At 58.1% G+C, this 26,799-nt stretch carries 18 protein-coding genes; 12 read left to right on the top strand and 6 right to left on the bottom strand.

From position 1 onward, the window contains the following. Positions 1–8 precede the first annotated feature (8 nt). Both QMK55_RS17645 and QMK55_RS17650 read right to left on the bottom strand, forming a co-directional pair. Positions 9–902, bottom strand: a complete 894-nt coding sequence (locus tag QMK55_RS17645) for a glycine betaine ABC transporter substrate-binding protein (protein ID WP_320329657.1) — start codon at positions 900–902, stop codon at positions 9–11. A 21-nt stretch (positions 903–923) separates the two neighbouring features. Further along, positions 924–1,613, bottom strand: coding sequence for an ABC transporter permease (locus tag QMK55_RS17650; RefSeq protein ID WP_177490688.1), 690 nt, complete (start codon positions 1,611–1,613; stop codon positions 924–926). Between the two features lie 357 nt (positions 1,614–1,970). On the opposite strand from QMK55_RS17650, the gene QMK55_RS17655 reads away from it, so the two are divergent. The 12 genes from QMK55_RS17655 (at position 1,971) to QMK55_RS17710 (ending at position 23,124) form a co-directional block, all read left to right on the top strand. Further along, positions 1,971–3,554 carry a peptide chain release factor 3 gene (locus QMK55_RS17655; protein ID WP_064119440.1) on the top strand — a complete coding sequence of 528 codons (1,584 nt, stop codon included), beginning with the start codon at positions 1,971–1,973 and terminating at the stop codon, positions 3,552–3,554. Positions 3,555–4,920: 1,366 nt separating this feature from the next. Further along, on the top strand, positions 4,921–6,150 hold the full coding sequence (locus QMK55_RS17660) for an MFS transporter (RefSeq protein WP_320329658.1): 1,230 nt from the start codon (positions 4,921–4,923) through the stop codon (positions 6,148–6,150). A 157-nt stretch (positions 6,151–6,307) separates the two neighbouring features. Beyond that, positions 6,308–6,562 carry a hypothetical protein gene (locus QMK55_RS17665; protein ID WP_102358497.1) on the top strand — a complete coding sequence of 85 codons (255 nt, stop codon included), beginning with the start codon at positions 6,308–6,310 and terminating at the stop codon, positions 6,560–6,562. Positions 6,563–7,036: 474 nt separating this feature from the next. Next, positions 7,037–8,038, top strand: a complete 1,002-nt coding sequence (locus QMK55_RS17670) for an ATP-binding cassette domain-containing protein (RefSeq protein WP_320329659.1) — start codon at positions 7,037–7,039, stop codon at positions 8,036–8,038. Next, the gene (locus QMK55_RS17675) at positions 8,035–8,826 is read left to right on the top strand and encodes an ABC transporter permease (RefSeq protein ID WP_102358499.1); all 792 of its coding nucleotides are present in this window, start codon (positions 8,035–8,037) and stop codon (positions 8,824–8,826) included. Before QMK55_RS17670 ends, QMK55_RS17675 begins: the two co-directional genes overlap by 4 nt. Further along, positions 8,826–9,608, top strand: a complete 783-nt coding sequence (locus QMK55_RS17680) for an ABC transporter permease (RefSeq protein ID WP_102358500.1) — start codon at positions 8,826–8,828, stop codon at positions 9,606–9,608. The genes QMK55_RS17675 and QMK55_RS17680 overlap by 1 nt, the downstream gene beginning before the upstream one ends. A 23-nt stretch (positions 9,609–9,631) precedes the next feature. Then, positions 9,632–15,751, top strand: a complete 6,120-nt coding sequence (locus tag QMK55_RS17685; RefSeq protein WP_320329660.1) for a non-ribosomal peptide synthetase — start codon at positions 9,632–9,634, stop codon at positions 15,749–15,751. Beyond that, a complete protein-coding gene (gene sbnA / locus QMK55_RS17690; protein WP_102358502.1) occupies positions 15,708–16,661 on the top strand; it encodes a 2,3-diaminopropionate biosynthesis protein SbnA in 954 nt (317 codons plus the stop codon). Before QMK55_RS17685 ends, sbnA begins: the two co-directional genes overlap by 44 nt. A gap of 50 nt (positions 16,662–16,711) precedes the next feature. Further along, positions 16,712–18,475 (top strand): non-ribosomal peptide synthetase, encoded by a 1,764-nt coding sequence (locus tag QMK55_RS17695; protein WP_320329661.1) that lies wholly within the window; start codon positions 16,712–16,714, stop codon positions 18,473–18,475. A gap of 3 nt (positions 18,476–18,478) precedes the next feature. Next, positions 18,479–19,765 carry a condensation domain-containing protein gene (locus tag QMK55_RS17700; protein WP_102358504.1) on the top strand — a complete coding sequence of 429 codons (1,287 nt, stop codon included), beginning with the start codon at positions 18,479–18,481 and terminating at the stop codon, positions 19,763–19,765. Positions 19,766–19,773: 8 nt separating this feature from the next. Then, a complete protein-coding gene (gene sbnB, locus QMK55_RS17705; protein WP_102358505.1) occupies positions 19,774–20,823 on the top strand; it encodes a 2,3-diaminopropionate biosynthesis protein SbnB in 1,050 nt (349 codons plus the stop codon). Positions 20,824–20,883: 60 nt separating this feature from the next. After that, a complete protein-coding gene (locus QMK55_RS17710) occupies positions 20,884–23,124 on the top strand; it encodes a PhpK family radical SAM P-methyltransferase (protein WP_102358506.1) in 2,241 nt (746 codons plus the stop codon). Between the two features lie 60 nt (positions 23,125–23,184). Here QMK55_RS17710 and QMK55_RS17715 read toward each other — a convergent pair whose 3' ends face one another. The 4 genes from QMK55_RS17715 to QMK55_RS17730 all read right to left on the bottom strand — a co-directional run bounded on the left by QMK55_RS17715 (position 23,185) and on the right by QMK55_RS17730 (position 26,798). Then, positions 23,185–23,616, bottom strand: a complete 432-nt coding sequence (locus QMK55_RS17715) for a DUF2087 domain-containing protein (protein WP_158242612.1) — start codon at positions 23,614–23,616, stop codon at positions 23,185–23,187. 296 nt (positions 23,617–23,912) lie between these two features. Then, positions 23,913–24,893, bottom strand: coding sequence for a peptide ABC transporter ATP-binding protein (locus QMK55_RS17720; RefSeq protein ID WP_320329662.1), 981 nt, complete (start codon positions 24,891–24,893; stop codon positions 23,913–23,915). Further along, the gene (locus tag QMK55_RS17725; RefSeq protein WP_095125386.1) at positions 24,893–25,861 is read right to left on the bottom strand and encodes an ABC transporter ATP-binding protein; all 969 of its coding nucleotides are present in this window, start codon (positions 25,859–25,861) and stop codon (positions 24,893–24,895) included. Before QMK55_RS17725 ends, QMK55_RS17720 begins: the two co-directional genes overlap by 1 nt. Before the next feature lie 10 nt (positions 25,862–25,871). Beyond that, complete coding sequence (locus tag QMK55_RS17730; RefSeq protein WP_003221608.1) at positions 25,872–26,798, bottom strand: ABC transporter permease subunit; 927 nt, start codon at positions 26,796–26,798, stop codon at positions 25,872–25,874. Position 26,799 lies beyond the last annotated feature (1 nt).

Genomic DNA, 26,799 nt, shown 5'->3' on the forward strand with positions numbered 1-26,799 from the left:
CTCCTCTCTTAATTCAGCGGATGTTGGCGCAGGAAATCGGCGGCAACTTTCGATGGGCTTTCGTGATCGACGTCGACCCGTGCGTTGAGCTGACGCATGGTTTCGTCGTCGAACAGTTCGGCCAGCGGTTTGAGTTGCTCGGCCAGTTGCGGATGCGCGTCGAGGTAGGCCTGACGCACCACTGGCGCAGCGGTGTAGTCGGGGAAGTAGTGCTTGTCGTCTTCCAGCAGCTTCAGGCCGAAAGCGTTGAGGCGGCCGTCAGTGGTGTAGACCAGACCGGCAAACACCTGGCCGTTGCGCAGCGCGGTGTAGACCAGCCCCGCGTCCATCTGCCGGATGTTTTTGCGGGTCAGGTTCATGTCGTAGAGTTTGACCATGCCGTCGAGACCGTCAGAGCGGTTGGCAAACTCGGTGTCCAGTGCCACCAGATGGTTGGTCTTGGCCTCGGCGCGCAGCACTTCATTCAACTGGCTGATGTTGTTGATCTGCGGGTATTTCTCGGCGACGTTTTTTGGCAGCGCGAGGGCGTAGGTGTTGCTGAATTTCGACGGGGTCAGCCAGACCAGGCCTTTTTTCGCGTCGAGTTCTTTGACCCGGGCGTAGGACTGGGCGCTGTCGAGTTTTTCAGTGACATGGTTGTAAGCCACCAGCGACACGCCGGTGTATTCCCAGAGCATGTCCAACTGTCCGCTTTCGTGGGCGCTGCGGGCCAGGTTGCTGCCCAGACCACCGGTGATCTGCGCGTCGTAACCTTTGCTGCGCAGGTATTGCGCGGTGATTTCGGCGAGCAGGGTCTGCTCGGTAAATACTCGAGCGCCGAGGCGAATGAGCGGTTTTTCCGTCGCTTGGGCAAATCCTGCGAACAGCAGGACGCAACCCAGAATCAAGCTAAGCCGTTTCATAAATATTCCTTCGCAAAAGCCTTAAGACGGGCGCAGACCGCGTTCCAGCCAGAGACGGCTGGCGAGGGTGACCACGCCATCGAGCAGCAGGGCCAGCAGCGCGGTGCACGCGGCACCGAGCAGCAGTTGCGGCTGATTGTTCAGGGCGATGCCGGGGAAGATCAGGCTGCCGAGGCTGTTGGCGCCGATCAGGAACGCCAGCGGCGCGGTCCCGACGTTGATCGCCAATGCCACACGCACGCCACCGACGATGATCGGCACGGCGTTGGGCAGTTCGACTTTCCACAACACCTGACGCGGGGTCATGCCGATGCCGACGGCCGCTTCTTTGAGCGAACCCTGAACGTTTTTAAGGCCTTCGTAGGTGTTGCGCACAATCGGCAACAAGGAGGCGAGGAATAAAGCGAAGATCGCCGGGCCACTGCCGATGCCGAGAATCCCCAGGGCAATCGCCAGTACCGCCAGCGGTGGCACGGTGTTGCCGATATTGAAGATCTGCATGAAGCGTTCAGCGCGGCCGACCATGGTCGGGCGACTGAGAAAGATACCGGCGGGGATGCCCACGACCAGGGCGGCCAGCATTGAAGCGAGGACGAGAATCAGATGAGCTTGCAGGTAAAACAACAAATCGTCGCGGTAGTGTTCGATCGTGTTGATGCCGATCCAGTGGATCAGCAGGGCCAGGAGCGCGATCACCACCGCACCTCCCATCAGCCCTTTGCCATAGCGGATAGCCACAGGCGGACTCCTTTTTTTGTAGTCGGCGAGCGCAGTCCCGAGTGGCATGCCATGCCTGGCTGCCGGGAGAGTCGTTCGCGAAAAGTAGCCGTTTTTCAGAGCCGGCAAAGCGGTCTGTAAGCGAGCCATGAGCGCAGCCTCGTCAGGCTAACTTGCTGATTTTTCAGCCCCTGACGAAATGTCGTAACAGGGGATGGACGTCTCCGTGCTTTAAAAGGTTCCCATCTGGGGCAGCATTTGGCCACCCTTAATGTGCTCAACGGTTCGGTTATTGCATCGACTTGGGCTATAATCGCGGCCCTTTTTTGAATCACCGCCAGGCGATTTCCCATGACCAACCAGGCCGCCGAAGTCGCGAAACGCCGCACTTTCGCCATTATTTCCCACCCCGATGCCGGTAAAACCACGATCACCGAAAAGCTCCTGTTGATGGGCAAGGCGATTGCAGTGGCCGGCACGGTGAAATCCCGTAAATCCGATCGCCATGCGACATCCGACTGGATGGAGATGGAGAAGCAGCGGGGTATTTCCATTACCACGTCGGTCATGCAGTTCCCGTATCGCGAACACATGATCAACCTGCTCGACACCCCGGGCCACGAAGACTTCTCCGAAGATACCTACCGCACCCTGACGGCGGTCGACTCGGCATTGATGGTTCTCGACGGCGGTAAAGGTGTCGAGCCACGGACCATTGCGCTGATGGACGTTTGCCGTCTGCGTGACACGCCGATCGTCAGCTTCATCAACAAACTCGACCGTGACATTCGCGACCCGATCGAACTGCTCGACGAGATCGAAGCCGTTCTGAAAATCAAGGCTGCGCCGATCACCTGGCCGATCGGTTGCTACCGCGACTTCAAGGGCGTGTACCACCTGGCTGACGACTACATTATTGTCTACACCGCCGGTCACGGTCACGAACGCACCGAAACCAAGATCATCGAGAAGCTCGATTCGGACGAAGCCCGCGCGCATCTGGGCGACGAGTACGAGCGTTTCATCGAGCAGCTGGAACTGGTGCAGGGCGCCTGCCACGAGTTCAACCAGCAGGAATTCCTCGACGGTCAACTGACCCCGGTGTTCTTCGGTACCGCGCTGGGTAACTTCGGGGTCGACCACGTGCTCGACGCTGTCGTTGACTGGGCGCCGCGTCCGCTGGCCCGTGTGGCCAACGAGCGTACCGTCGAGCCGGTGGAAGAGAAGTTCTCGGGCTTCATCTTCAAGATCCAGGCGAACATGGACCCGAAACACCGTGACCGCATCGCCTTCATGCGTATCTGCTCGGGCAAGTACGAGAAAGGCATGAAGATGCGCCACGTGCGTACCGGCAAGGACGTGCGCATCGGCGACGCCCTGACGTTCTTCTCCTCCGAGCGTGAGCAGCTTGAAGAAGCCTTTGCTGGCGACATCATCGGTCTGCACAACCACGGCACGATCCAGATCGGCGACACCTTCAGCGAAGGCGAAACCCTCGGTTTCACCGGTATCCCGCACTTCGCCCCGGAGCTGTTCCGTCGCGTGCGTCTGCGTGATCCGCTGAAATCCAAGCAACTGCGTCAGGGCCTGCAGCAGTTGGCCGAAGAAGGCGCGACGCAGGTGTTCTTCCCGGAGCGCAGCAACGACATCATTCTTGGCGCCGTCGGTGTGCTGCAGTTCGATGTGGTCGCGAGCCGTTTGAAGGAGGAATACAAGGTCGAGTGCTCCTACGAGCCGATCACTGTGTACTCTGCGCGCTGGATCGAATGCGGCGACAAGAAGAAGCTCGAAGAATTCTCCAACAAGGCAGTAGAAAACCTTGCGGTCGACGGCGGCGGTCACCTGACCTATCTCGCGCCGACGCGGGTTAACCTGGCGTTGATGGAAGAGCGTTGGCCGGATGTGAAATTCCGTGCGACGCGTGAGCACCACTAAGCGTTGAGCTGTTTTGTCTGAAGCCCCTGAGGTGTATGCCTTGGGGGTTTTTTTTGGGCTGTTTGTCTTGGCGGCCTTTGGGCCGACCATGTTGTTGGGGGTGGGGGTATATCCGTTTTAGTGGGTGGGGCGGGTGGCGGTTTCGCCCTTACGGCGAGTCACTTTTTCAGACGCCAAAAAGTAACCAAAACGCTGGGCCCCGGCGTACGGCCCTCGCCGTGGCTCGGGTTCCTTCGTTGCGGGGTTCATCCGGGGGCATCGCCTCCGGTTTGCTTCGCTGCACCTCCTCTCGATGTGTTTGGCTTCGCCAAACGGTCGCTGCGCTCCCACCCCCGGATAAACCCCTCCACTCAGCCTGCCGAAGGGGCCAGCAGATCAAGATCAAAAGCTGCAGCCGAGCTAACGCTCATCCTGTTGAGTGGGGCGGCTTTGCCGCATGGGTGTGCACGCGATCTAAACTGTAGGCTTCGCCTGCCAGCGAAGGCGGCCTGACAGCCGACCAATCTCTTGCAAGCTGCATGCTATCCCATTGTAGGAGTGAGCCTGCTCGCGATGGCGGCCTACGAGCCGACCAATCCCCCACTGACCACACCCAATCCAACTGTGGGAGCTGGCCTGCCAGCGAAGGCGGCCTGACAGCCGACCAATCTCTTGCAAGCTGCATGCTATCCCATTGTAGGAGTGAGCCTACTCGCGATGGCGGCCTGACAGCCGACCAATCTCTTGCAAGCTGCATGCTATCCCATTGTAGGAGTGAGCCTACTCGCGATGGCGGCCTGACAGCCGACCAATCTCTTGCAAGCTGCATGCTATCCCATTGTAGGAGTGAGCCTACTCGCGATGGCGGCCTGACAGCCGACCAATCTCTTGCAAGCTGCATGCTATCCCATTGTAGGAGTGAGCCTACTCGCGATGGCGGCCTGACAGCCGACCAATCTCTTGCAAGCTGCATGCTATCCCATTGTAGGAGTGAGCCTGCTCGCGATGGCGGCCTACGAGCCGACCAATCCCCCACTGACCACACCCAATCCAACTGTGGGAGCTGGCCTGCCAGCGAAGGCGGCCTGACAGCCGACCAATCTCTTGCAAGCTGCATGCTATCCCATTGTAGGAGTGAGCCTGCTCGCGAAAGCGACCTGACAGCCGACCATTTTCTAACTGAGAGCACTCAATCGAATTGAGCGGCCGCAGGCTGCGATCTTTTGATCTGAAACAGCTACGTCAAAAGATTTCAACCTGCGGCAGTTCCTACAGGGGGTGTAGGGCGGCTCTGTTTTTTGTGGTTACGATGTTCTTGAGCGCGACAACCGGATCGCTGACCGTTAGTGTTCCAGGTCCACGCAGTCGCTATTGAGAGGTCAATGGAATGACGCGCAACCTCATCCATCTGCTTCGCCCCAACGGCTATTTCAGCCTGATGGCCTGGGTGCTCGCGGCGTTGCTGTTCATCAATCGGTTGAGCAGCATGGTCAAGTTGTTCATGGCGTTGTATCTGCGCCAGGAGCTGGGGCTGGCGATCGAGACCGTTGGCTGGCTGTTGTCGGCTTACGGTGCCGGGCTGTTGATCGGTTCGATGCTCGGTGGGCTGCTCAGTGATCATGTGCGGACGGCGCGGCTGACGGCGGCGCTGTTTTTCGTTTCCGTGTGGGTGTTGATCCTGCTGGGGCTGGTGACGCGGGTGCCGCTCTTGGCCGGGTTGCTGTTGCTCAGCGGCACCGTCGATGGCGCGATCCGTACGTTGCACCAGCGCTTGATCATGGAGTATTGCGAGCCTGCTCAGCGCTCTCGCGCCCAAGCGCTGAGCCGGGTCGCGCGAAACCTTGGGATGGCCGCTGCCGGTATTGCCGGCGGGGTGTTGGCGCAGACGGATTTTCGTTGGGTGTTTTTCGTCAGTGCGGCGATGACGCTGCTGGCGTTGCTCTGGTTTGTGCGTACCACCTGGCGCCGCGCGGTAATCGAGCCCGATGAGGTAGCCGAGGCAGGCACCGGCGCGCCGTTACGCGACACGGCGTTCCTCTGGTTGCTGGGTGCGGCAGTATTGCTGGGGATGGCTTTCGACACGGTTTACAGCACGCTGGGCAACTATCTGCGCGACTACTACCACTTGAGCACCGAGGCCATCGGTTGGCAGTTCGGGCTCAACGCGATGCTGGTAGTGGCGCTGCAAATTCCACTGACGCACTGGGGCGAGCGCTGGGGCCAACGTCGGCAACTGTTGGCGGGTTGTGTGTTGCTGGCCGTCGGATTGGGAATGTTGCCCTTTGGCTCAGGATTGTTTTACGTCTGTTTGTCGACGGTGATCTGGACACTGGGTGAAGCTTTTTTCATGCCGCCGATGAATGTGCTGGTCATGCAGCATGCGCAGGGTGGCAAAAGCGGCCAGTATTTTGGTTTGTTTTTCATGAGCTGGAGCGCGAGTGCGTTGTTGTCGCCAGTGCTCAGTGGTCAGTTGTATGGGCACTTTGGAGGGCACAGCGTATGGCTTGCGAGCGCGACACTGGCGCTGTTGACCTTGCCCCTGATCTACCTCGCGACGCGTTCATCGACCCCGGCCAAAGCGCTGACCGCCAGCAAAGGCGCTACTTCGCTTAGCTGATTCGGTTATAGCGATTATTCACAAGTGATCTGCCAAACCGGGGCATTTCCGAGGGCTCGTTAGCGTCCTATCTGGTGAACCGGGCTGATCGGAACTAGATTTCATTCAGCGCCGGATCGGCACTCCAGGCTTCAACCACGAAAGGATGGAATCAGCTATGAGCATTTTTCAACGCATTGTGCTGTTGCTTAAGGTTTTGGTGATGCTGTCACTGGGTACGTCTGCAGCCTGGGCGAGTACCGCCAGCCCTCAGCAGGGTTTTAATGCACCGCATGGGCACGGCGGTGTGATCCTGCTGGCCAAGTCCGAATCGGAACCAGGTGATCAGGATCAGGGTGGCAGCAAGGACGATGATGATTCAACCACTGACGAGCCAGACACCGACGATGACGATGGCGACAGCCAGTCGTAAGTCATCGGCAAAAGAAGATCCCTTCTTCCCCGACTGATGCGCAATCGGAGGAGAAGGGGCTGGTTATCCACAGGCTGAATTTTTTCTGTGCAGGATTTTTCTGTACGGCTTTTCCCCTTCATTTGTAGCTTCACTCTGCTTTTGCGTGACCGTGTGTTTTGCGCTCGACACCGGCGTCACAAACGATTAATTTCTGAACCAGTGGCAAACTCTGAAAAAAGAGAAAGGCGCGGACTAGAGCGTTGCGCGCTACTTTTATCGAGTGTGATTTCATTAAGCTATGGCGCTTGCAAGTGGGGTTGATTGCGCAACGGTAAATTGGCGCCGGAAATTAAAAATTTAAATGTGTAATAACGTTTCTTGACGACGTCGATCGGTGCGTGATATTCAAACCGGCGTTGAAACGATATGCGCAATGGATAGCTCATTTTCTTCAAGGTCTCGCACGCAATGGATTGTATTAGTGTAAGAAATTTGTCCAAGACTTATCGGATAAAAGAGCGCTCGGAAGGGTCGTTCGGCTGGCTGAAAAATCTTGTATCTCCCACGACCTCCGAAAAAACTGCCGTCGACGATATTTCATTTACTGTCAAGCAGGGTGAAGTTGTCGGCTTTCTCGGTCCCAATGGTGCGGGTAAAACTACAACATTGAAAATGCTGTCGGGGTTGCTCTATCCGACTGCCGGACAACTATCGGTTCTGGGCTGTAACCCGCAACTGCGCAGCAAGGAATTTCTCAAGTCAATCTCGCTGATCATGGGGCAACGTCAACAGTTGATCTGGGACTTGCCGGCCATGGAGACTTTTCGGCTCAATCAGAAGATATTTGAAATACCTGATGAGCAGTTCAAACAGACCTATGGTTATCTGGATGAACTGCTTCAAGTGTCGAAACTGGCCAGGGCGCCGGTGCGAACCCTGTCGCTTGGCGAGAAAATGAAGTGTGAGCTGGTCGCATCATTACTTCATGATCCCAAAGTGCTTTTTCTCGACGAGCCGACCATCGGGCTTGATGTTGGCGTGCAGAAGATAGTTCGTTCATTCATTCGGGACTATAGTCGCGAGCGCAATGTGAGCGTACTGCTAACGTCGCATTACATGCAGGATATTGAAGCCCTGTGTGAGCGAGTCGTTGTCGTTTCCGATGGCAAGATATCCTTCGATGACACCCTTGAGTCATTACGCAAGCGCATGTCGGATCACCGCATCATCACCGTGGAAATGTCCGAAAGCGTCATGGCCTCGGCACTTGGCCGATATGCTCTGGTGCGCTCGGCGGACGGCTTTGTGCATGAGCTGCTGGTGCCAGCGGCCGAAGTCGTGGGCGTTTGTTCACGGGTACTTGCTGAGCAGCCGGTCATCGACATTTCCATCGGCGATCCACCGATCGAGGAAGCCCTGTTGAAGCTGTTCATGGCCTCGCAGGTCGATTCGGGGCACAAGGTCAAGGGTGCGCCCGGGGAGTGTGTCGCGTGAGCGGGTTTGCCATGAAAGTTGCCGGAGTTGCACGCACGGCCATTCGCCGCAAAGTTGCACACCGCGCAGAGCTGTTCGTATTGGTGCTTGCCTCTTTGGTGCCGTTGTTCATGATGGTCATCTGGATGGGGATTGCAAAAGATGCGGCACTGGAGGGTTTTACACCGGCCAGGTTTGCCGCTTACTTTGCGCTGGTGTTTCTGGTTGGCGAAATCGTGTCCAGTACGGCTGCTGAAGAAGTAGAGAACGATATTCACTCGGGTGATATCGGCAGTCACCTGTTAAAACCGTTCAATATTGCTCTCTATTACTTTCTGAGTGAAATGGCTTCGGCGATGGTCAGAGTCATTCCCATATTTTTCCTGGTGGCCGGAGTATTTCTGTTTTCCGAGGCGGGCCAATACTTGCACCTGAGCTATCTGCTCCCTGCACTGCTCGGGGTAGTACTTGGGTTCGCCATAAACTATCTGCTCTATTTTATTGGTGGGCTGGCGGCGTTTTGGTCCGATCAGGCAAGTGCCTTTGATCTGGTGTTGACTTACATGCTTACACTGTTTGGTGGCGTGCTTGCACCCTTGACACTTTATCCCGCCTGGATGCAGTCGATACTTGAGTGGTCGCCGTTCCCCTATATTATTAGCTTTCCAATCAGGGTCATCATGGGAGAGCTGACAAGGGAGCAGTTGGTCAGCGGATTGCTGTTTCAGATTGTACTGGTCGTCGTACTGTCCTTGTTGGCTCGTTTTATCTGGGCCAAAGGTGTCAAACGTTATTCGGTGTTCGGGTAATGAAGACCCTGAGCGCAGTCAAGGCGCTTCTGACAGCAAGGTTGCAGGCAAATATGAAAGATCGTGTTCCGGTCTTTGTCAGCCTGTTGAACACGGCCCTACTGGGATTGTCCGTTTATGTTGTGATTGAGATTTTCTTTGGAAATGTCGAGACAATTGGTGGTTGGAATAAACAGCAATCGATTGTGTTGTATGGTGCATTTATCCTTATTCGCTCCTTTGTACAAATGGTGGTGTTGCCCAACTGCGAGGCTGCCTCGAAGTTGATCATCAGCAAGTCCATTGATACTTACTTGTCCAAACCGGTTGATGTTCAAACCATTCTGGCCTTTGGGCAGTTGCGCCTGTGGCATATTTTCGGGGTCCTGCTGGGGCTGGGCCTGATGCTGGGCGGTAGTCATGCGCAAGGGCAACTGACGTTGCAGACGCTCGGCGCTTTCTTCGTCTTCATGGTGCTGGCGTGTGCGCTGGTTTATTCGGTCTGGTTCAGCATCGCCAGTCTGGCGTTCTGGACAAAGAAGACCGGCAATATTTCCCACCTGCTGTTTATGTTTCTGACAACCGGACGGTTTCCGTCCGGCGCGTACCCGGAGTGGATCCAGGTCGTGATCATGACCGTAGTACCTGTCTTTTTCATCATGGAAGTGCCCGCGCAGTCAGCGATGGGGATGACGACGGGGCGGTCATTGGCGGGTGCTGTACTGGCGACCCTGGCCTTCTTGCTGTTGTCTCGATTGCTTTGGCACTGGGGGGTCAAGAAATACCTTCGAGAAGGCGCCTGACACCGAAATTTAGACCATAAGACATGGATGATATGGACAATTTTCTGGATTTATTCGCCGACCAGGTTCGGCGGGCGCCTGGCGCCATTGCGGCTTCGGATGGCTGCAACAGCCTGAGCTATCAAGATCTTGACGAGGTATCCGACGGTTTCGCCCGCAGGCTGAGCGCGGCATCCGTCAAGCCGGGCGATATTGTCGCGATCGGTCTGGAGCGGGGGCTCGGATTTCTGGTTTCGATGATTGGCCTGTTCAAGGTTGGGGCCGCGTATCTGCCACTGGATCGCGCCCTGCCGCTGGACCGCCGGGCCTATATGCTGGAGCAATGCGGTTGTCGGTGGCTGATCGCGGAGCACGACAGCGGGTTAATGTTCGACGGTATTGGTCTTCTGACAATGCCGGCCCGGCTCGAAGACCTCAAGGGCGGGGCGCCGTACGAGCGCTGTGCACTGAAGGGCGACAGTCTTGCTTATGTGATCTTCACCTCCGGCTCCACGGGGATGCCCAAGGGGGCGATGGTCCATCACGCGGGAATGCTCAATCACCTGCTGGCCAAAGTCGAAGACCTGGGGATGCACAAGGCCCCCAGCGTGGCGCAGACAGCGCCACAGAGTTTCGATATTTCCGTCTGGCAATTCCTCGCGCCGCTCATCTGCGCCGGACGTACGGCAATTCTGACCCGTTCGGAGTTTCTGGATCTGGATCGTTTGGGTGCGCGGATCGTGCACGACGAAATCGATATTCTGCAGGTGGTGCCCAGCCACCTGCTGGCCATTCTGGATGCGATTACGCTGGATGCGCAGAATGCGCGCTTCGATCGGTTGAGCTGTCTCGTCGCGACGGGCGAAGTGCTGCCCGTTTCACTTGCCCGGCGCTGGTTGGCGACCAAGCCTAATGTGCCGTTGGTCAATGCCTATGGGCCGACTGAGTGCAGTGACGATGTGACCCACCAGGTTATCTCCCGCATGCCTTCTGCCGATCACGCCATTCCGATCGGGCGGGCGGTGCGGGGTGTCCGGCTGGTGGTGCGTGACGCTGACCAGGTGGCGTTGCCCGTGGGTGAAGTCGGGGAGCTCTATGTCGAAGGGATTGCGGTGGGGCTGGGCTACATCGGTCGCCCCGACCTGACCGCCAAGGCGTTTGTCATTGTCGACGGCCAGCGAGCCTACAAGACCGGCGACCTCGTCAGCTGTGATGATGAGGGAGTCTTTCACTATCACGGTCGAACCGATGATCAGGTCAAGGTGCGAGGTCACCGGATCGAACTGAGCGAGGTCGAATTCGGCATCCAGCGACTGGCTTACATCAAACAGGCGGCCGTGGTTCTCAACACTTCGCATACCCGAGCCTTTCTGACGGCTTTCATCGTCGAGCAGGAAGGCGCCGCAATCGATCCCGACACGCTGCGTCTTGACTTGCGCGGCCTCTTGCCGGAACACATGATCCCGTCCGAGTTCCGCATTCAGTCGTCTCTGCCCCAGACACCCAATGGCAAGATCGACAAGAAAAAACTCACGGCCACTGCTAATGAAACACGAGTGCCAGACGCCGCACAGAACGTTGCAGCAACGGCAACCGGGGCCGGACAGGTGCTGCTCGAGACCTGGCGCGATTTGCTGCGCAATCCGGCGTTGCAACCCACCGACGACTTTTTCAAACAAGGTGCCGATTCGATTCTCGCCTTGCAGTTCATTGCGCGGGCGAAGACCCAGGGATATGCCTTTACCCTGGGGGACATCTTCCGGAACCCGACCACACTCGGTCTGCTCAAGGTGGCCAGAACCCAAACTGCGGTGTCTGGCGTCGCAGCCGGCGCCAGCGGCAAACAGCAGGATCTGCAACAGGCGGGGGGTTATTCCTCATCGTTCAAACAGATGTCGCCGGCGCAGAAGGGCATCTACGTCCAGTCGCTGCGAACCCGTCATCGCACGACTTACGTTCTGCAGTTTTCGTTCCGCATGGTGCTGCCCGATGACGGCACAGCGCTGCAAGAAGGGTGGCGCAAGGCTCATCAACATCATGAGTTGCTGCGCAGTGCGTTCGTCCTGGCACCGTCGGGTCAACCGGTGCGTATCGTTGCCGAAGACGCACCACTGAGATGGTCCCGAACCAGTCTTCTGCACCTCGATCCAGTGCAACAGCGCAAGCATATCGAGGACTTCCTCATTCAGGACAAACAGACAGGTTTCGAGCTGGATCAGCCTGCGCTTTATCGATTGCATCTGTTCCACCTGGGGGGCAACGATTATCAGTTTGTTCTCGGTGCGCACCATCTCGTGCTTGATGGTGCTTCGATCTTCGCGCTGATGAGCGAAGTATTCTCGGGGGCGCCAGCGCTGCCGGATGCGTTTTCAAGCTACATCGCCGATCAGGAAAAATTCCACCTGAAACCGCAGGACCAGCAGCTATGGTCAGAGCTCCTCGAGCCTTTCCATGTGCCGGTCTGCGTAGCTGACAAGCTGGCCGAGCCGTCCTTGAAACCGGTGGAACATCAGCTCATCGAAAGGCGTCTGCCCGCGACGCTTGAGCAGGCCATCGTGCGTCTGTGTGGGCGTGCCGGGGTCACCATTGCCTCTGTCGCGGCAACGGCTTGGGGCATGGCGCTCAATGCCGTGAACGGCAGACGGCACCAGTTATTCGGAATGATCGTCTCGGGCCGCGCCGACACCGGGGTTGGCCTGGATGATGTCGGGATGTACGCCAATACCTTGCCGATTCCCCTGGCACTGGCGCCGGCGCAAAGTCCGGAGGTCAGCCTGCAGGCCGTCAGCAGACGCATCGCCGAGTTGCTGTGTTTTGAATCGATATCGATGAACGAGACGTTGCTCAGCACACGCTCGCGTTTTACCAATGGCGCTTTTGATACGGTGCTGAATGTCGAGACGCTGGCAGACTGGGCTGCACTCGAGGTCCCCGGCGTCACGGTCGAGCTCACGCAGGTGACTGACCTCACCGAGTTTGCATTTGCTGTTGAAGTCCTCAGCAGCGGCGATGCAATCACTGTGGATTTCATTCGCGATCCAGAGCATGTCTCCCTGGCGCGGGCAGAGGCGCTGTGTGAACATTTCCTGAGTGCGCTGACGTACATCTGTGAAGCTCAGCGCCCTCTGCAGGAGTGGCTGAGCTGGAAAGGCGAGCCCGTGACCGGGTATGAAACGTCGGTTGCGAAAGATCTGCCCCCGGCCTCCTCGCAGCACACACCTTTCGACACGGTAGTGCTGACGGCCACCCGTGCGATCATCGGCAACGACACGATTAGCCTGCAGCAGAACTTCTTCTCTTCGGGTGGAGACTCGATCAGCGCGTTGCAACTCATTGCCCGTCTGAGAAGCGAGGGGATGACGATTGATCTTGATCGCATCTTTGCCAGTCGATCGCTGGCCGAAATCGCCCAGGCAGTGCGACCGCTTCACAGCGTCGGCAACGGGGAAGTCCATCCGCCGACCGGCGCAACCGCGCTCGTGCCCGTGCAGCGCTGGTTCGCCGAACAGCAACTGGTCAACGCTGACCATTGGTGCCTTGGCACGGCGATCGAGATTCACCGTACCGTTGCAGCCGATACCTTGGTCATGGCGACTCGCAAGACACTGCAGCGCTATCCGTTACTGAGCGCGCAGTTCAAGGTCGACGAAGGATACGCCCAGACCATTCCTGACATTCCCGTCGACGCGCAGTCGAGTTGCAAGACAGTGCAACTGGCTGCACCGATCGATCAATCGCTGGAGCAGATCCGGGCCGTGCTGGATGAGTCCCTGTCCGGTCTCGACCTCGAGCAGGGCGATCTGTTTCGCGCGGTGCTGTTCTGCACGCCGGATCCCGAAGCCAATCTGCTTGTTCTGGTGGCGCATCACCTGGTGGTCGATGCGGTGTCCCTGCGCATCCTTGTCGAGGATTATCTGCATCTCTTTGCAGGCACTGCGCTTCCTGCGCAGGTCACCTCCTTTCGCGGCTGGGCGCAGCAACTGGCGAGTGACGGGCAGGCCTTCAAGAGCGACGTTCTGGCGCAGACTGCGTACTGGTCACGGGTCATCGAGACGCTCCCCGTCGCGAGACCGTTTGACCTGAACCGGCGGCCGTCGGGACGTACAGCAATACTGTCCCGGGGGCTGAACGTCGCGGCGACCAGCGCGCTGATCCGCGAGGTGCCTGCAGCGTACAACACCCGTATCAATGACATCCTGATCTCGGCGCTGGTGCGGGCGTTTTCCGTCTGGCAGGCGCGTCCGGACATAGCGATCAACCTCGAAGGACATGGTCGCGAAAGCATCCTGGAAGGCGTCGACGTATCCCGCACGGTAGGCTGGTTCACGTCGGTGTTCCCGGTGTGCCTGCATGATCCTCAAGAGGGGCTCGGAAGTCTGATCCAGGCGACCAAACGTACTCTTGCGGATATCCCGCAACGGGGAGTCGGGTATGGACTGCTGCGTTATCTGTGCAATGAGTCCCGGGTGATTCCTGCTGCCGAACCCATGGTGCAGTTCAACTATCTCGGGCAGTGGGACAACGTGTCGTTTGACGATCCTGATGTGTCGATGCCATCTGCCCAGGTCTTGAGCCTCGTCGATCAGGTATCGGTGGATCCGCGTAACGGACGCCAGCATGCGCTGGAGATCGAGGCACGGATCGCCCAGGGTCGATTTGAAATCGACTGGTATTACGACGACGGGATCCTGTCCCCGCAGGAGGCCGAGAATCTTGCGACGCATTACGTCGATGCACTGGAGCAAATCATCGGACATTGCACGGCAGGCGCCGTGGTCCGTGTACCCGGCGACTATCCGGATGTCGATCTGACTGACGATGAGTTGCAGTCGTTGATTGCCGGCACCGGAGTCATGCCGGTGGATATCTATCCCTTGTCGCCGACGCAAGAGGGGATTCTGTTCCAGCACCTGATGAGCGATGACGACACCTATACGCTGCAATACGTCATGGACATCAACGGTGAAGTCGACAGCGGCGTGCTTGAGGCCGCGTGGCAATTGCTGGCCGGGCGCCATCCGATCCTGCGCACTGGGTTTTTCTGGGATGCGGTAGCGGGGCCGGTGCAGTATGTGTTGCAGAACGCAAATTGCAGCTGGCAGATCATCGCGCACAGCGATGAGCCGACGCAGTATGAACGCCTGATGCACGACGATCGTTCACGAATCTTTGATCTGGCGACACCCGCGCTGACCCGCTTCACGCTGCTGTCCAATGGGTCGCAGGCGCACAAGTTGATCTGGACCTACCATCACATCCTTCTGGATGGCTGGTGTGTGGCCAAAGTCATCAAAGAACTGTTTGCCATCTACGACCAGATGATCCGCGACGTTCAACCCGAGCCGGTTTTCGGCCCGGTCTATCGCGATTACATCGAGTGGCTGGCCAATCAGCACGAGCGGGAAAAGCGTCCGTTCTGGCGACGTTATCTGGCGGGCGTGAGCCCAAGTCTCTTCACCAGCCCGGTGGCCTATCAGGCGTCCTCGCGTGCGGATGACAACGTCTACCGATTCAGACTCGGGCGCGACCTGTCGGGAGGCATCGAGCGATTCTGCACCGGACTGGGGGTGACCGTTGCGGTTCTCTTCCAGCGTATCTGGGGGCAGATCCTGGCAGAGAATACCGCAAGCCTCACACCGGTATTCGGCTGGGCGATTTCGGGGCGGCCTGTCGATCTTGAGGGGTCGCAAGACATCATCGGACTGATGACTTCAATCGTCCCGTGCAAGGTCGATGTACAGGCGCCGTTCTCCGCCGAGGCCCTTCGGCAGTTGCAACGCAGCAGTGCAGCGCTGCAGGACGAAGGACATGTCTCGATGAGTCATTTGCGAAATGCCGCCGGACTTGGCCTGGAGGATTTGTTCAATACCGTTCTGGTGGTCGAGAACTTCGAGCTTCAGGACAACTTGCCGGTCAGTGATCGCTACCGGCTCAGTAATCTGCAGTGGTTCGAGAAGTCAGAGTTCCCTTTGGTTCTCGGTCTGGTTCCGGCAGATGATTTTCTGATCGAACTCAACTTCAACCCCGAAAAATTCTGCGTTGCGCAAATGGCCGATCTTCAACAACGGATTGTTTTCCACGCGCGTCGAATATCTTCTCTTGGAAATGGATACCTTGAGCATGATGCAAACTTACAGTGCGAATCAGTATCACAAGCTGGATAACTTTATTGGCGATGTGCCGGTCTATCTGAAGATAGAAGGGTTGAATCCGGCCGGGTCGATAAAGCTCAAGACCGCTATCTCGCTGATTGAAGAAAGCGAGCGCCTGGGGCTACTTTCGCCCGGGCGAAAAGTCATCGAGTCCAGTTCGGGAAACCTAGGTGTTGCGTTATCGATGATCTGTGCGCAGCGCGGTTATCCGTTTACCTGCATTACCGATCCCAACGTCAACCAGGTAAGTGTCAACCTGATGAAGGCTTATGGTGCCGAAGTCATTGTCTGTGACACCCGCGACCGCAATGGTGGTTTTCTCGGGGCGCGCATTGCGCTGATTCAGGAAATGATCCGTCAGGATCCGAGGTATTTCTGGACCAACCAGTACGCCAACCCGGCCAATCCGCTGGCGCACTACAACAGGACTGCGCCGGAAATCCTGCAGCAGCGTCCCAACTGTAAATGGCTGTTTGTCGGTGCTGGCACCACTGGGACGCTTATTGGCTGCGCGCGCTATCTGCGTGAAAAAGCGCCGGACGTAAAACTGATTGCCGTCGATACCGTGGGTTCGATCAACTTTCAGGAGGTGCCCAGGAAGCGCTTGATTCCGGGTCTGGGAACGAGTCGGCGTCCGGAGATTCTCGACCGGGAACTGGTCGAGCATATCGAATTTGTCGATGAGGTCGAGACGATCCGCATGTGTCGCAGTGTTGCGCTGGACTACGGTCTGCTGCTCGGTGGCTCCACGGGAACCGTGCTGGTGGCGCTCAAGCGGCTGTGGAAACAGATTCCGGCGGGCGACGAAGTTGTTGTGATCAGTCCCGATATGGGCGAGCGGTATCTCGAAACGATCTATTCGGATCAGTGGTGTGACGCCAACTTTGGCAGCCAGATGTATCAACACTCGATGGTGGGTTGAGTCTTGGCGGTACGTTGGTTGATGTTTTCTCAGAGCGGAAGGAACCTAGCTTGTCACAACTACAATTTCCCCCGAGCGGTATCGCGCAAACACAGATCTTTCTCGATCAATGGGCCCGCGTCAGCCACGACCTCAAGGATGCTCCAGCCATCGAGGATGGCGGTGTTTCATATACCTATGCCGAAGTGGACGCAGACAGTCAGTTGATCGCGGCCTATCTGGCAGACAACGCGATTGGTGCAGGTGCGATAGTTGCCATTGGTTGTCCGCGCGGCAAGGATCTGCTGGTGGCCTTGCTGGGTGTCATGAAGAGTGGTGCAGCGTTTGTCCTCATGGACCTGGACGCCGCGCCAGCCCGCTTGTCCGTGCAACTGGATGCAGCCACGGCGAAGCTGGTTCTGGTGCCCGACGGCTACACCGTCGGCGATAATCGCGCCCTGGCCGCAGAAAAGGTCGTGACCCTCGGTCAGGTTCGCGATGCCGCACAGTTCCTGTACTTCGACCAACCGCGGATAACGCCACAAGACCTGGCGTACATCATCTTTACTTCAGGTTCTACCGGGCAACCGAAAGGGGTGATGGTTTCACACCGTGGCATCCCCAACCTTGCGCGCCATGCACTGACGTATGGCATCAAGCAGGGCAGCCGGGTGCTGATGTTCTCCCCGGTCTGTTTCGACGCAATCATCGCCGAAATCGCCATGACCCTGTTCGCTGGTGGCTGTCTGGTTGCGGTGGCCGACCACGCGCTGCGGGATTTCGACAGCCTGCAAAGTCTGCTGTGCAATCGTCGGATCGATGTCGCCACGTTGCCGCCGTCACTGGTATCACTGCTGCCGCCCGAACTGCCGATCAGCCTGAGTACATTGATCGTGGCCGGCGAGAGGTGCAGCAATGAAGTGATTGCCAACTGGGCAGACAGAGTCCGTTTGATCAACGCCTATGGGCCTTCCGAAGCCACAGTCGCGACAACGGTCAAGCTGTGCACCCTTGATACCTCACCGGCGAATATCGGTCAGGCGATTTCCGCCGTTACGGTGCGCATCCTCGACGAAGCGCTGGAGCAAGTACCGGATGGCGAGCTGGGTGAGATCTACATCAGCGGAGTGAGTGTAGCCTTGGGCTATCTGGGCAATCCGGACTTGAGCGATGCGCGGTTTGTCCGTGGCCTGGATGGCGATGACAGCCTGAGCTTTCGCACCGGCGATTTCGCCAGGCGCGATGTGAACGCCGACATCCTGTTCGAGGGGCGTAAGGACGATCTGCTCAAAATCAACGGAAATCGCGTTGAGCTAGCGGAGATCGAGGCCTGTGCGATGGCTTCGCGGCGAATTCGGAGCTGCCACGCCTGTTGCGTCGATGCCGGCACATTGGGCGTGAGAATCGCGCTGTTTGTGACCCCGTCGGACAACGCTGACGGGGCGCAGCTGGAAGCTGAACTGAGGTCCAGAATCAGCGCCGAGTTGCCGGTTTACTTCATGCCTGCGCGCATCCTCGTTCTGGATGAACTGCCGCGCAATCCGGCGGGAAAAGTCGATAGGGCAGCATTGATCACGCAGTTGGCCGAGGTGACGGATGAAGGCGCAGCCGCAGAGGCAATGACACCTCACGAAGAAACCCTGGCGCTGATCTGGGCCCAGATTCTTGGGCGCCCGATCGAGAACCGTGAGGCGAATTTCTTCGCATTGGGCGGCAACTCCCTCTTGGCGATGCGTCTCGTTGCGCTGATGAAACGCAGTGGTATTCAGGTCAATCTGAAGCGCGTGTTTGGCGCCCCGACCCTGGCGCAAATGGCCTGTCTGATCGAGGAGTAGGTGATGGCGGGTAAAGGACTGAATCCATATCAACGGTATTACTGGAGCGCTTCGAGCGCCTACGATCTTGCCGAAACTGCCTGCGTGAGCATTGGTTTCGTGCTGGACGGATCATTGAATATTGCGCAATTCAGACGAGCGGTGGACGCGGTGGTCAATCGTCACGAACAGTTGCGATCGCACTTCCACGAAACGGCAGAAGGCGTGCGACGTTTTCCCGGAGCACAGGTGCACGATGTGCTGAGCGTCGATAGCGAACCGTTCGAGTTGTCCCGGCTGGAGGACTGTATCGAGGATCTGTGCCGGCGGCCACTTGATCTGAAGGTGGACATACCGTTCAGGGGCTACCTGAAAAAGCTCGGGCCTGATCGTCATCTGTTTGCCTTGATCATTCACCACATCGTGGTCGACTCGTGGTCGCTGGAGGTGATCCTCGATGATCTGGCGACCGCCTACAACGGCGCGATATCCGCCGCACCGGAGCCATTGCTGGAGCCACTCACCTTCGATCATGAAACGCTGGCCATGCCTTTGGCGCACGACGAGCGACAGCGTCAGGCGCTGTTCTGGCGAGAGTATCTCAAGGACGCGAAGATTCCCCTGATTCCGGATCTGCTCAGCGGCGACAGCGCGCAAGGCAAATCGACCTTCGATGTGATGACTCCCGGTGCAGCGGTTCACGGCGCGATCAACCGACTCTGCAATGCGCTGGATGTCACCCCCTTTGTGGTTTACACCGCAGCGGCGTCTATCGCCCTCGCGCATTTTTGCGCCTCGGACGATCTGTTGATCCAGACCAATGTGACGCCGCGCTGGACAGAAGGCACGCAAACCGTCGTCGCTTACCTGTCAGCGCGTATTCCCTTGCGGGTAAGGGTCGATTCGAAACTCTCGTTGCAGGCTCACATCCTCAATGTCGCTGATTCACTCTACGAAACCTTCGACAGCGTCGGTCTTTCGATCGGCGAAATCATCGACGAATCCGAAATCAGGCAAAGCCTGCCAATTCATATCGGTGCCGAAAGCCCGTTTGAAGGCTGGGATCTTGAAGGCGTCGCCGTCTCTCAGGTCCAACTTCCCGACTATCAGCCGTGGCCGCTGTTCATGTGGGTGCCTGTCACGGCTGACCATTGCTTTATCAAGCTGCAGTACCAGGCCGACAGAATTTCGCCTCAAAACATGCTGAAACTAAAACACCTGCTGAGCGAAACGTTAGATCGATTCTGTCTCCTGGAGGCCGAAGCAAGCGCTCGTGACACAGCGGCTTTAAACCACGAAGCCATTCAATGAGACCTCCCATGAAAGACTCCCGACACCTGTCATCCCATGCATTGACCGTCGTTTCCGGTTCGCAGATCGCCAGCCTGATGCCTTCGTTACGCCAGGATATTCTGCGTCTGGTCGAAGCGACCTACCTGCAGCACGACGCTGGCCTGACCAACAACCCCGACAGCTATTTCCTGAGGTTCGAGGAGCGTCAATCGGATCGAATCATTGCCTTGCCTGCTGCGATTGCCAATGACACGCCCATTTCGGGCATCAAGTGGATTGCCAGTTATCCGAAGAACATCGAGCGAAATCTGCAGCGCGCCTCGGCTGTTCTGCTGCTCAACGATTACGAAACGGGTTACCCGGTGGCTTGCCTGGAAGCCTCGCAAATCAGTTCGGCCAGAACGGCGGCTTCTGCGGTGGTCGCCGCGAGGGCGCTGGCGGCGGATCCGAAGAAAGCGCTGAAAATCACATTCGTCGGCGCCGGGGTGATCTCCCGCGCGATCTTTGATTTTTTCATGGCCGATGGCTGGAAGTTCGATCAGGTCACCGTTTGCGATCTGGACGTAGCGTCGGCCACCGAGCTTCGTCACCACGTCGAGGCGGGGACGGGTCAGCAAGCGCTTTTCGTCGAGGACTGGAAGGCTGCGATCAGTGCTGCCGACATCGTTGTTTTCGCCACCAACGCCGGTACGCCTTACGTCTCGGGAGACGATGTCTTCGCCCCCGGCCAGATCATTCTGAATGTCTCGCTGCGCGATATCAGCCCGGACATCATCTGGCACGCGTTCAACATGTTCGATGATGTGGAGCATTGCATGAAGGCCAATACTTCGCCCCATCTGGCTGAGCAGAAGTATGGCGACCGGTCATTCGTGCATGGCACGCTCGCGCACATCCTCAACAACCCAAGCTTGATTGACCGTTCGCGCCCGCTGATTTTTTCACCGTTCGGCTTGGGTGTTCTCGACCTCGTGGTTGGGCAGTTGTTCGTCGACAAGTGTCTGCAGGCCGGATCCTATACCAACATCGCGGACTTCATTCCTGATACGCGACGGTGGGCCACGGCCCAAGGCTGAACCAATCAAGGAGCTGAGACGCGAGCCTTCGCATGTTCCATTCCAGGGAGGAGTGACCCGATGCAAAACAAAAAATGCATGATCATCGGCTTCAACGATTTTTCGTTTGACGACTATTGTCAGATGCTCGATCAACTTGCACCTGAAGCGGCAGCGAAACGTGATCTACGTTTGGCGTTCGTCAACTATGAAGGTTCGCGGGTTCATGCATTGGGCGTGCTGAACAAGACACGTGAGGTGCAGGGGCTGACGAACCTGAACCTGAACAATGCCGACTTTCTGTGGCCGGTCGTGATGGTGTTGGGCACTTATCTCGAAAAGCACGGCATCGCCTTTGACTACGTCAATCTTTTTCAAAACGAGAAGGCCGTTCTTGCACAAAAACTGGCGTCCGGCACGATCAACACCGTAGTCATCACTACGACCCTCTATGTGATGCCCCATCCGGTGCAGGAGATCGTGGACTTCGTGCGCTCCTGTGCGCCCGAGGTGCAGATCATCATCGGCGGGCCTTATATCAGCGGTTTGTTCAAGGCCCACGACCTGGAGATGCTCGGTGATTACCTGAGTGTTCTTGGCGGCGATATCTATATCAACAGCAATGAGGGCGAGGACACGCTTCGCCAGGTGCTGGAGGCGCTCAACCACAACAGGCCAGTTATCGGGTTGAGCCGCACGGCGGTGCTTGACGGCGATACGTGGGTGTTCGGTGCGGATGAACCCGAGTACAACGAGCTGAAGGAAAACTTCGTCAATTACAGGTTGTTCGAACCGCGTGGCATAGGACGGTTTCTGTCTACGCGTACGGCTAAATCCTGCCCGTATTCCTGCGCATTCTGCGGGTTTCCCCAGCGAGCCGGTAAGTACCGTTACTTGTCCACCAGCGATGTCGAACGCGAACTGGACGCGGTGAAAGCGATAGGCACCGTGGATACGCTGACGTTCCTGGATGACACATTCAATGTGCCCAAGCAGCGCTTCCGGGAAATCATGCAGATGATGATCGACAACCAGTACAACTTTAAGTGGAACTCCTTCTACCGCTCTGATCAGGGCGATCCTGAAACCATTGAGCTGATGGCGCGTGCAGGGTGTGAAGGCGTTTTTCTGGGTATCGAGTCTGCCTCAGACAAGATGCTTGCGCTGATGCGCAAGACGTCACGCCGCAAGAACTATGAACAGGCCATCAGTGCATTCCGCTCGGTGGGCATTGCGACTCACGCTTCGTTCATCATTGGCTTTCCAGGGGAAACCATCCACACGGTGCAAGAGAGCCTGGACTTCATCGAAACCTTTCGGCCGGACACCTTCCGCGCACAGGTCTGGTACTGCGATCCGCTGACGCCCATCTGGAATGACCGCGAGAAATACGGCATTACCGGGTCGGGTTTCGACTGGGCACACGATACGATGAACAGCGAACTGGCCGCCTCCATCACCGAGCGATTCTTTCTCACCGCTCAAAACTCCACCTGGCTGCCGCAATTCGGCTTTGAGCAGTGGAGTCTGTTTTACCTGCATCGCCAAGGAATGGCGCAGGGCAATATCCTCGGGTATCTGGACGGCTTCAATGCGGGAGTCAAACATCAGCTGTTGCACGGCGATGAAGCTGAGTTGCCAGACGCGATCATTGACCGCTTCAGATTCAGTGCCAACCTGCCGGCACAGAGCCCCGCGGTGCCGCAGCCCGGGTTATCGATGGAATCGGCGACTTGCTTCAAGGCAGCCGAAGTGCGCTTGCAGGCTGCTGCCGCGTGGCTGGACCCGCAGAATGTCGGGTCAATGCCGGTGCATACGGGGGAGCAGATGCGAACAGCGCTGAACTGGCCCGAGTGTTTGGCCAGTAGCAGCGATCAGGGCGTTGCCTGGATCGTGGCCCTTTTGAAGCACGCTTGCGGCGTTCTGCAGGGCGATCGATTTCTTGTGCAATATGTCGTCGAAGAAGGCGCTCGATTGATTGCGGTCGATGATATCGACCGCTGCAGCGAAGCCGCTTTGTATGATCGCGTCGCCACATTAGTTGCCAGGGCGCCAGTGCTCGATATCCACGACAACTATGTGCTGTCGCGCAATTCACGGCTGGGTGCTTGCGGCATCGTATTGCGTCAGCCGGTGCTTCGCGTGTTCGCCAATAATGTCGTCGCCCCGTCATCCGACAGCGGGCTTTACATGCACCTGCTACTGCCGAGTACCGGACAGGGCCGGGTGCTGAGCAATTTTGTCCGATGGGCTCCGGAGCTTCACCTTGCGAATGCGCAAAGCGCGCTTGCCGAGCAGGCCGTTTTCGTCAGAGTGCAATAGACGAGGTCAGGGGGGAGAACGCCAAGGGCTCCTCCCCCTGATCCTTGAAGGCGCCGCAGGTCAGCCTTGTAGTGCCGCTCTCTTTCGCTCTTCGCGGGCGCGGGCGGTCGCCAGCAGCTGTTCGGCGATGCGCATTTCCAAACGCTCCTCAACCAGTCGGATGAACAACGGATGGCCCGCAATGGCCGCGTCGAGCTCATAGCCGCGCCCGTCGGGCTCCCGCATCCAGTAGTGGCCGTCGATCAGTGTCCGCCGCAGCTCCACCACATCGCTTCGCAGCATGGGGGCGTACTGTGTTTTCCATTGATCCAGCCGCGCGGTCGCTTCACGTTCGTTATAGCGTTCGTCGGCTTTCAGCGCAGAGCTGAGGTACAAGAGCAAGACCGCCAGCTCCTGACGATTCAGCCGGCCCAGGGTCAAACCGTTCTTGTTGCTCAAGCGCGTCAGTGTCTCGACGAACTGCTCGAAATCTGTTGGAAGTTCCTTGTCCAATGTCTTGCTCCTTGGGTATGAATGGGGCCCACAGTTTAGCGCTGATGTCTGGTACGAGTGAGCCAGTATGGCGGCTGTCGTGCAATTTTGCGTGGGTGCCGCCGGCAAAAGAAAACCCCTTCTTCCTCGACTGATGCGCAATCGAAGAAGAAGGGGTTTGGTTAACGCTTCGGCTACAACTCAAGTTTCCTGTGGAAGGGGGCTTGCTCGCGAAAGCGGTGAATCAGTCACTACCATCTTCGACTATCACAGCGCATTCGCGAGCAAGCCCGCTCCCACAGTTTCGTCCACCGTTATCAGGCGGCGCCGTCGAGGAACTGCTCGGCGTAGTGACACGCCACCTGCCGGCTGTCGAGCTGGCGCAACGCCGGCTCTTCGGTGCTGCAACGCTCGGTCGCATACGGGCAGCGCTTGTGGAAAGCACAGCCCGATGGCGGGTTCAGCGGGTTAGGCAGTTCGCCGACGATCTTGATTTTCGGTTTGTTCGGGTCCGGGTGAATGGTCGGAGTCGCCGACAGCAGCGCCTGGGTGTAAGGGTGCAACGGACGTTCGTAGATGTCGTTTTTCGGACCCAATTCCACCGGGCGACCGAGGTACATCACCATCACGTCATCCGCCACGTGTTGCACCACCGCGAGGTTGTGCGAGATGAACACGTAAGCGGTGTTGAACTCCTGCTGCAGATCCATGAACAGGTTCAGCACCTGCGCTTGAATCGATACGTCGAGCGCCGAGGTCGGTTCATCCGCCACCAGCACTTTCGGTTGCAACATCATCGCCCGGGCCAGGGCGATACGCTGACGCTGACCGCCGGAGAACATGTGCGGATAGCGCTGATAGTGCTCGGGACGCAAGCCGACCTGCTTCATCATCGCCTGGACTTTCTCGCGACGTTCAGCGGCACTCAGGCTGGTGTTGATCAGCAGCGGTTCGGCCAGTTGATCACCGATTTTCTGCCGTGGGTTCAACGACGCGTAAGGGCTCTGGAACACCATCTGTACGTCTTTGCGCAGTTGCTTGCGCTGTGCCTTGTCGGCGCCGGCGACTTCCTGACCGGCGATTTTCAGCGAGCCGGACGACGGTTCTTCAATCAGGGTCAGGGCGCGGGCCAGGGTGGATTTGCCGCAGCCCGATTCGCCGACCACGGCGAGGGTCTTGCCGGCTTCCAGTTCGAACGACACGCCGTTGAGCGCGCGTACGATCGCATGACCCTTGAACAGGCCACGGGAGACTTCGTAGTGACGGGTCAGGTCGCGGGCGGTAAGTACGACGGCCATTACGCCACCTCCTGGTTCAGCGGGAAGAAGCAGCGGGCGAGGCTGTGGCTTTTCGGATCAAGGCCTGGACGCTGCGCGCGGCAGCTGTCCTGCACGTACGGGCAACGCGGCGACAGCAGGCAACCCTGCGGACGGTCGTAACGGCCCGGGACGATGCCCGGCAGGGTCGACAGACGTGAGGCGCCGAGGCTGTGCTCGGGAATCGCCTTGAGCAGCGCTTCGCTGTACGGGTGCGCCGGGATGTCGAACAGTTGCGGCACCTGGCCGACTTCAACCGCTTGGCCGGCGTACATCACGCACACGCGCTGGGCAGTTTCAGCCACGACGGCGAGGTCGTGAGTGATCAGCACCAGGCCCATGTTCTGTTCCTTCTGCAACGCCAGCAGCAGATCCATGATCTGTGCCTGAATCGTTACGTCGAGTGCCGTGGTCGGTTCGTCGGCGATCAGCAGTTTCGGCTCGCCGGCAATCGCCATGGCGATCGCAACACGCTGGCTCATGCCGCCGGACAGTTGATGCGGGTAGGCGTCCATACGGCTGGCGGCGCCCGGGATTTCAACTTTTTCCAGCAGTTCGATCGCACGTTTGCGCGCTTGCTTGCCGGACATTTTCAGGTGCAGGCGCAGCACTTCCTCGATCTGGAAACCGACGGTGTAGCTCGGGTTCAGCGCGGTCATCGGGTCCTGGAAGACCATCGACAGGTCTTTGCCGACGATTTGCCGACGTTGACGATTGCTCAGCTTGAGCATGTCTTTACCGTCGAAACTGAGCGAGTCGGCGGTGACGATGCCGGGATGTTCGATCAGGCCCATCAGCGCCATCATGGTCACGGACTTACCCGAACCCGACTCGCCAACGATGGCCAGCACTTCGCCTTTGTCGACTTTCAGGTCGAGGCCATCGACCACCGGCGTAGCCGTCTTGTCGCCGAAGCGAACGTTGAGATTCTTGATTTCTAGCAGTGACATGGGAATCTCCTCAGGCGGCGTTCTTGAGTTTCGGGTCCAGCGCATCGCGCAGACCGTCGCCCATCAAGTTGATTGCCAGCACGCTGAGCAAAATGGTCAAACCAGGCAGACTGACGACCCACCAGGCGCGTTCGATGTAGTCGCGGGCCGAGGCCAGCATGGTGCCCCACTCAGGGGTTGGCGGTTGTACGCCAAGGCCGAGGAAGCCCAGCGCCGCAGCGTCGAGAATCGCCGAGGAGAAGCTCAGGGTGGCCTGCACGATCAGCGGTGCCATGCAGTTGGGCAGCACGGTGATGAACATCAGGCGTGGCAGACCGGCACCGGCTAGGCGCGCGGCGGTCACGTAGTCGCGGTTCAGTTCGCCCATCACGGCTGCGCGGGTCAGACGTACGTAGGACGGCAGCGAAACCACCGCAATGGCGATTACGGTGTTGATCAGCCCAGGGCCGAGGATGGCGACGATCGCCACAGCCAGCAGCAGCGAAGGCAGCGCCAGCATGATATCCATCAGGCGCATGATGGTCGGGCCGATCATTTTCGGGAAGAAACCGGCGAACAGACCCAGCAGAATCCCCGGAATCAGCGACATCACCACCGACGACAGACCGATCAGCAGCGACAGGCGCGAACCCTGAATCAGCCGTGACAGCAGGTCGCGACCCAGTTCATCGGTGCCGAGCAGGAATTGCATCTGCCCCCCTTCAAGCCACGCCGGTGGCGTCAGCAGGAAGTCACGGTATTGCTCGCTCGGGTTATGCGGCGCGACCCACGGTGCGAAGATCGCGCAGAAAATCACCAGCAGCATGAACAGCAGGCCGGCAACCGCACCTTTGTTTTTGGAGAAGGCTTGCCAGAATTCTTTGTACGGCGACGGGTACAGCAGGCTTTGATCCGCGCTTGGGGCGGAAGTGGCTACTGAGGATGTTGGAGTGCTCATG

It is taken from the genome of Pseudomonas sp. P8_229 (assembly GCF_034008635.1).
Classification (GTDB): domain Bacteria; phylum Pseudomonadota; class Gammaproteobacteria; order Pseudomonadales; family Pseudomonadaceae; genus Aquipseudomonas.

What these genes read in the sequence shown, in the direction of transcription:
- sbnA (WP_102358502.1), top strand. Translation starts at nt 15,708, where the DNA reads ATGATGCAAACTTACAGTGCGAATCAGTATCACAAGCTGGATAACTTT.
- QMK55_RS17725 (WP_095125386.1), bottom strand. Translation starts at nt 25,861, where the DNA reads ATGTCACTGCTAGAAATCAAGAATCTCAACGTTCGCTTCGGCGACAAG.
- QMK55_RS17645 (WP_320329657.1), bottom strand. Translation starts at nt 902, where the DNA reads ATGAAACGGCTTAGCTTGATTCTGGGTTGCGTCCTGCTGTTCGCAGGA.
- QMK55_RS17665 (WP_102358497.1), top strand. Translation starts at nt 6,308, where the DNA reads ATGAGCATTTTTCAACGCATTGTGCTGTTGCTTAAGGTTTTGGTGATG.
- QMK55_RS17685 (WP_320329660.1), top strand. Translation starts at nt 9,632, where the DNA reads ATGGATGATATGGACAATTTTCTGGATTTATTCGCCGACCAGGTTCGG.
- QMK55_RS17680 (WP_102358500.1), top strand. Translation starts at nt 8,826, where the DNA reads ATGAAGACCCTGAGCGCAGTCAAGGCGCTTCTGACAGCAAGGTTGCAG.
- QMK55_RS17700 (WP_102358504.1), top strand. Translation starts at nt 18,479, where the DNA reads ATGGCGGGTAAAGGACTGAATCCATATCAACGGTATTACTGGAGCGCT.
- QMK55_RS17655 (WP_064119440.1), top strand. Translation starts at nt 1,971, where the DNA reads ATGACCAACCAGGCCGCCGAAGTCGCGAAACGCCGCACTTTCGCCATT.
- QMK55_RS17660 (WP_320329658.1), top strand. Translation starts at nt 4,921, where the DNA reads ATGACGCGCAACCTCATCCATCTGCTTCGCCCCAACGGCTATTTCAGC.
- sbnB (WP_102358505.1), top strand. Translation starts at nt 19,774, where the DNA reads ATGAAAGACTCCCGACACCTGTCATCCCATGCATTGACCGTCGTTTCC.
- QMK55_RS17650 (WP_177490688.1), bottom strand. Translation starts at nt 1,613, where the DNA reads ATGGGAGGTGCGGTGGTGATCGCGCTCCTGGCCCTGCTGATCCACTGG.
- QMK55_RS17720 (WP_320329662.1), bottom strand. Translation starts at nt 24,893, where the DNA reads ATGGCCGTCGTACTTACCGCCCGCGACCTGACCCGTCACTACGAAGTC.
- QMK55_RS17710 (WP_102358506.1), top strand. Translation starts at nt 20,884, where the DNA reads ATGCAAAACAAAAAATGCATGATCATCGGCTTCAACGATTTTTCGTTT.
- QMK55_RS17730 (WP_003221608.1), bottom strand. Translation starts at nt 26,798, where the DNA reads ATGAGCACTCCAACATCCTCAGTAGCCACTTCCGCCCCAAGCGCGGAT.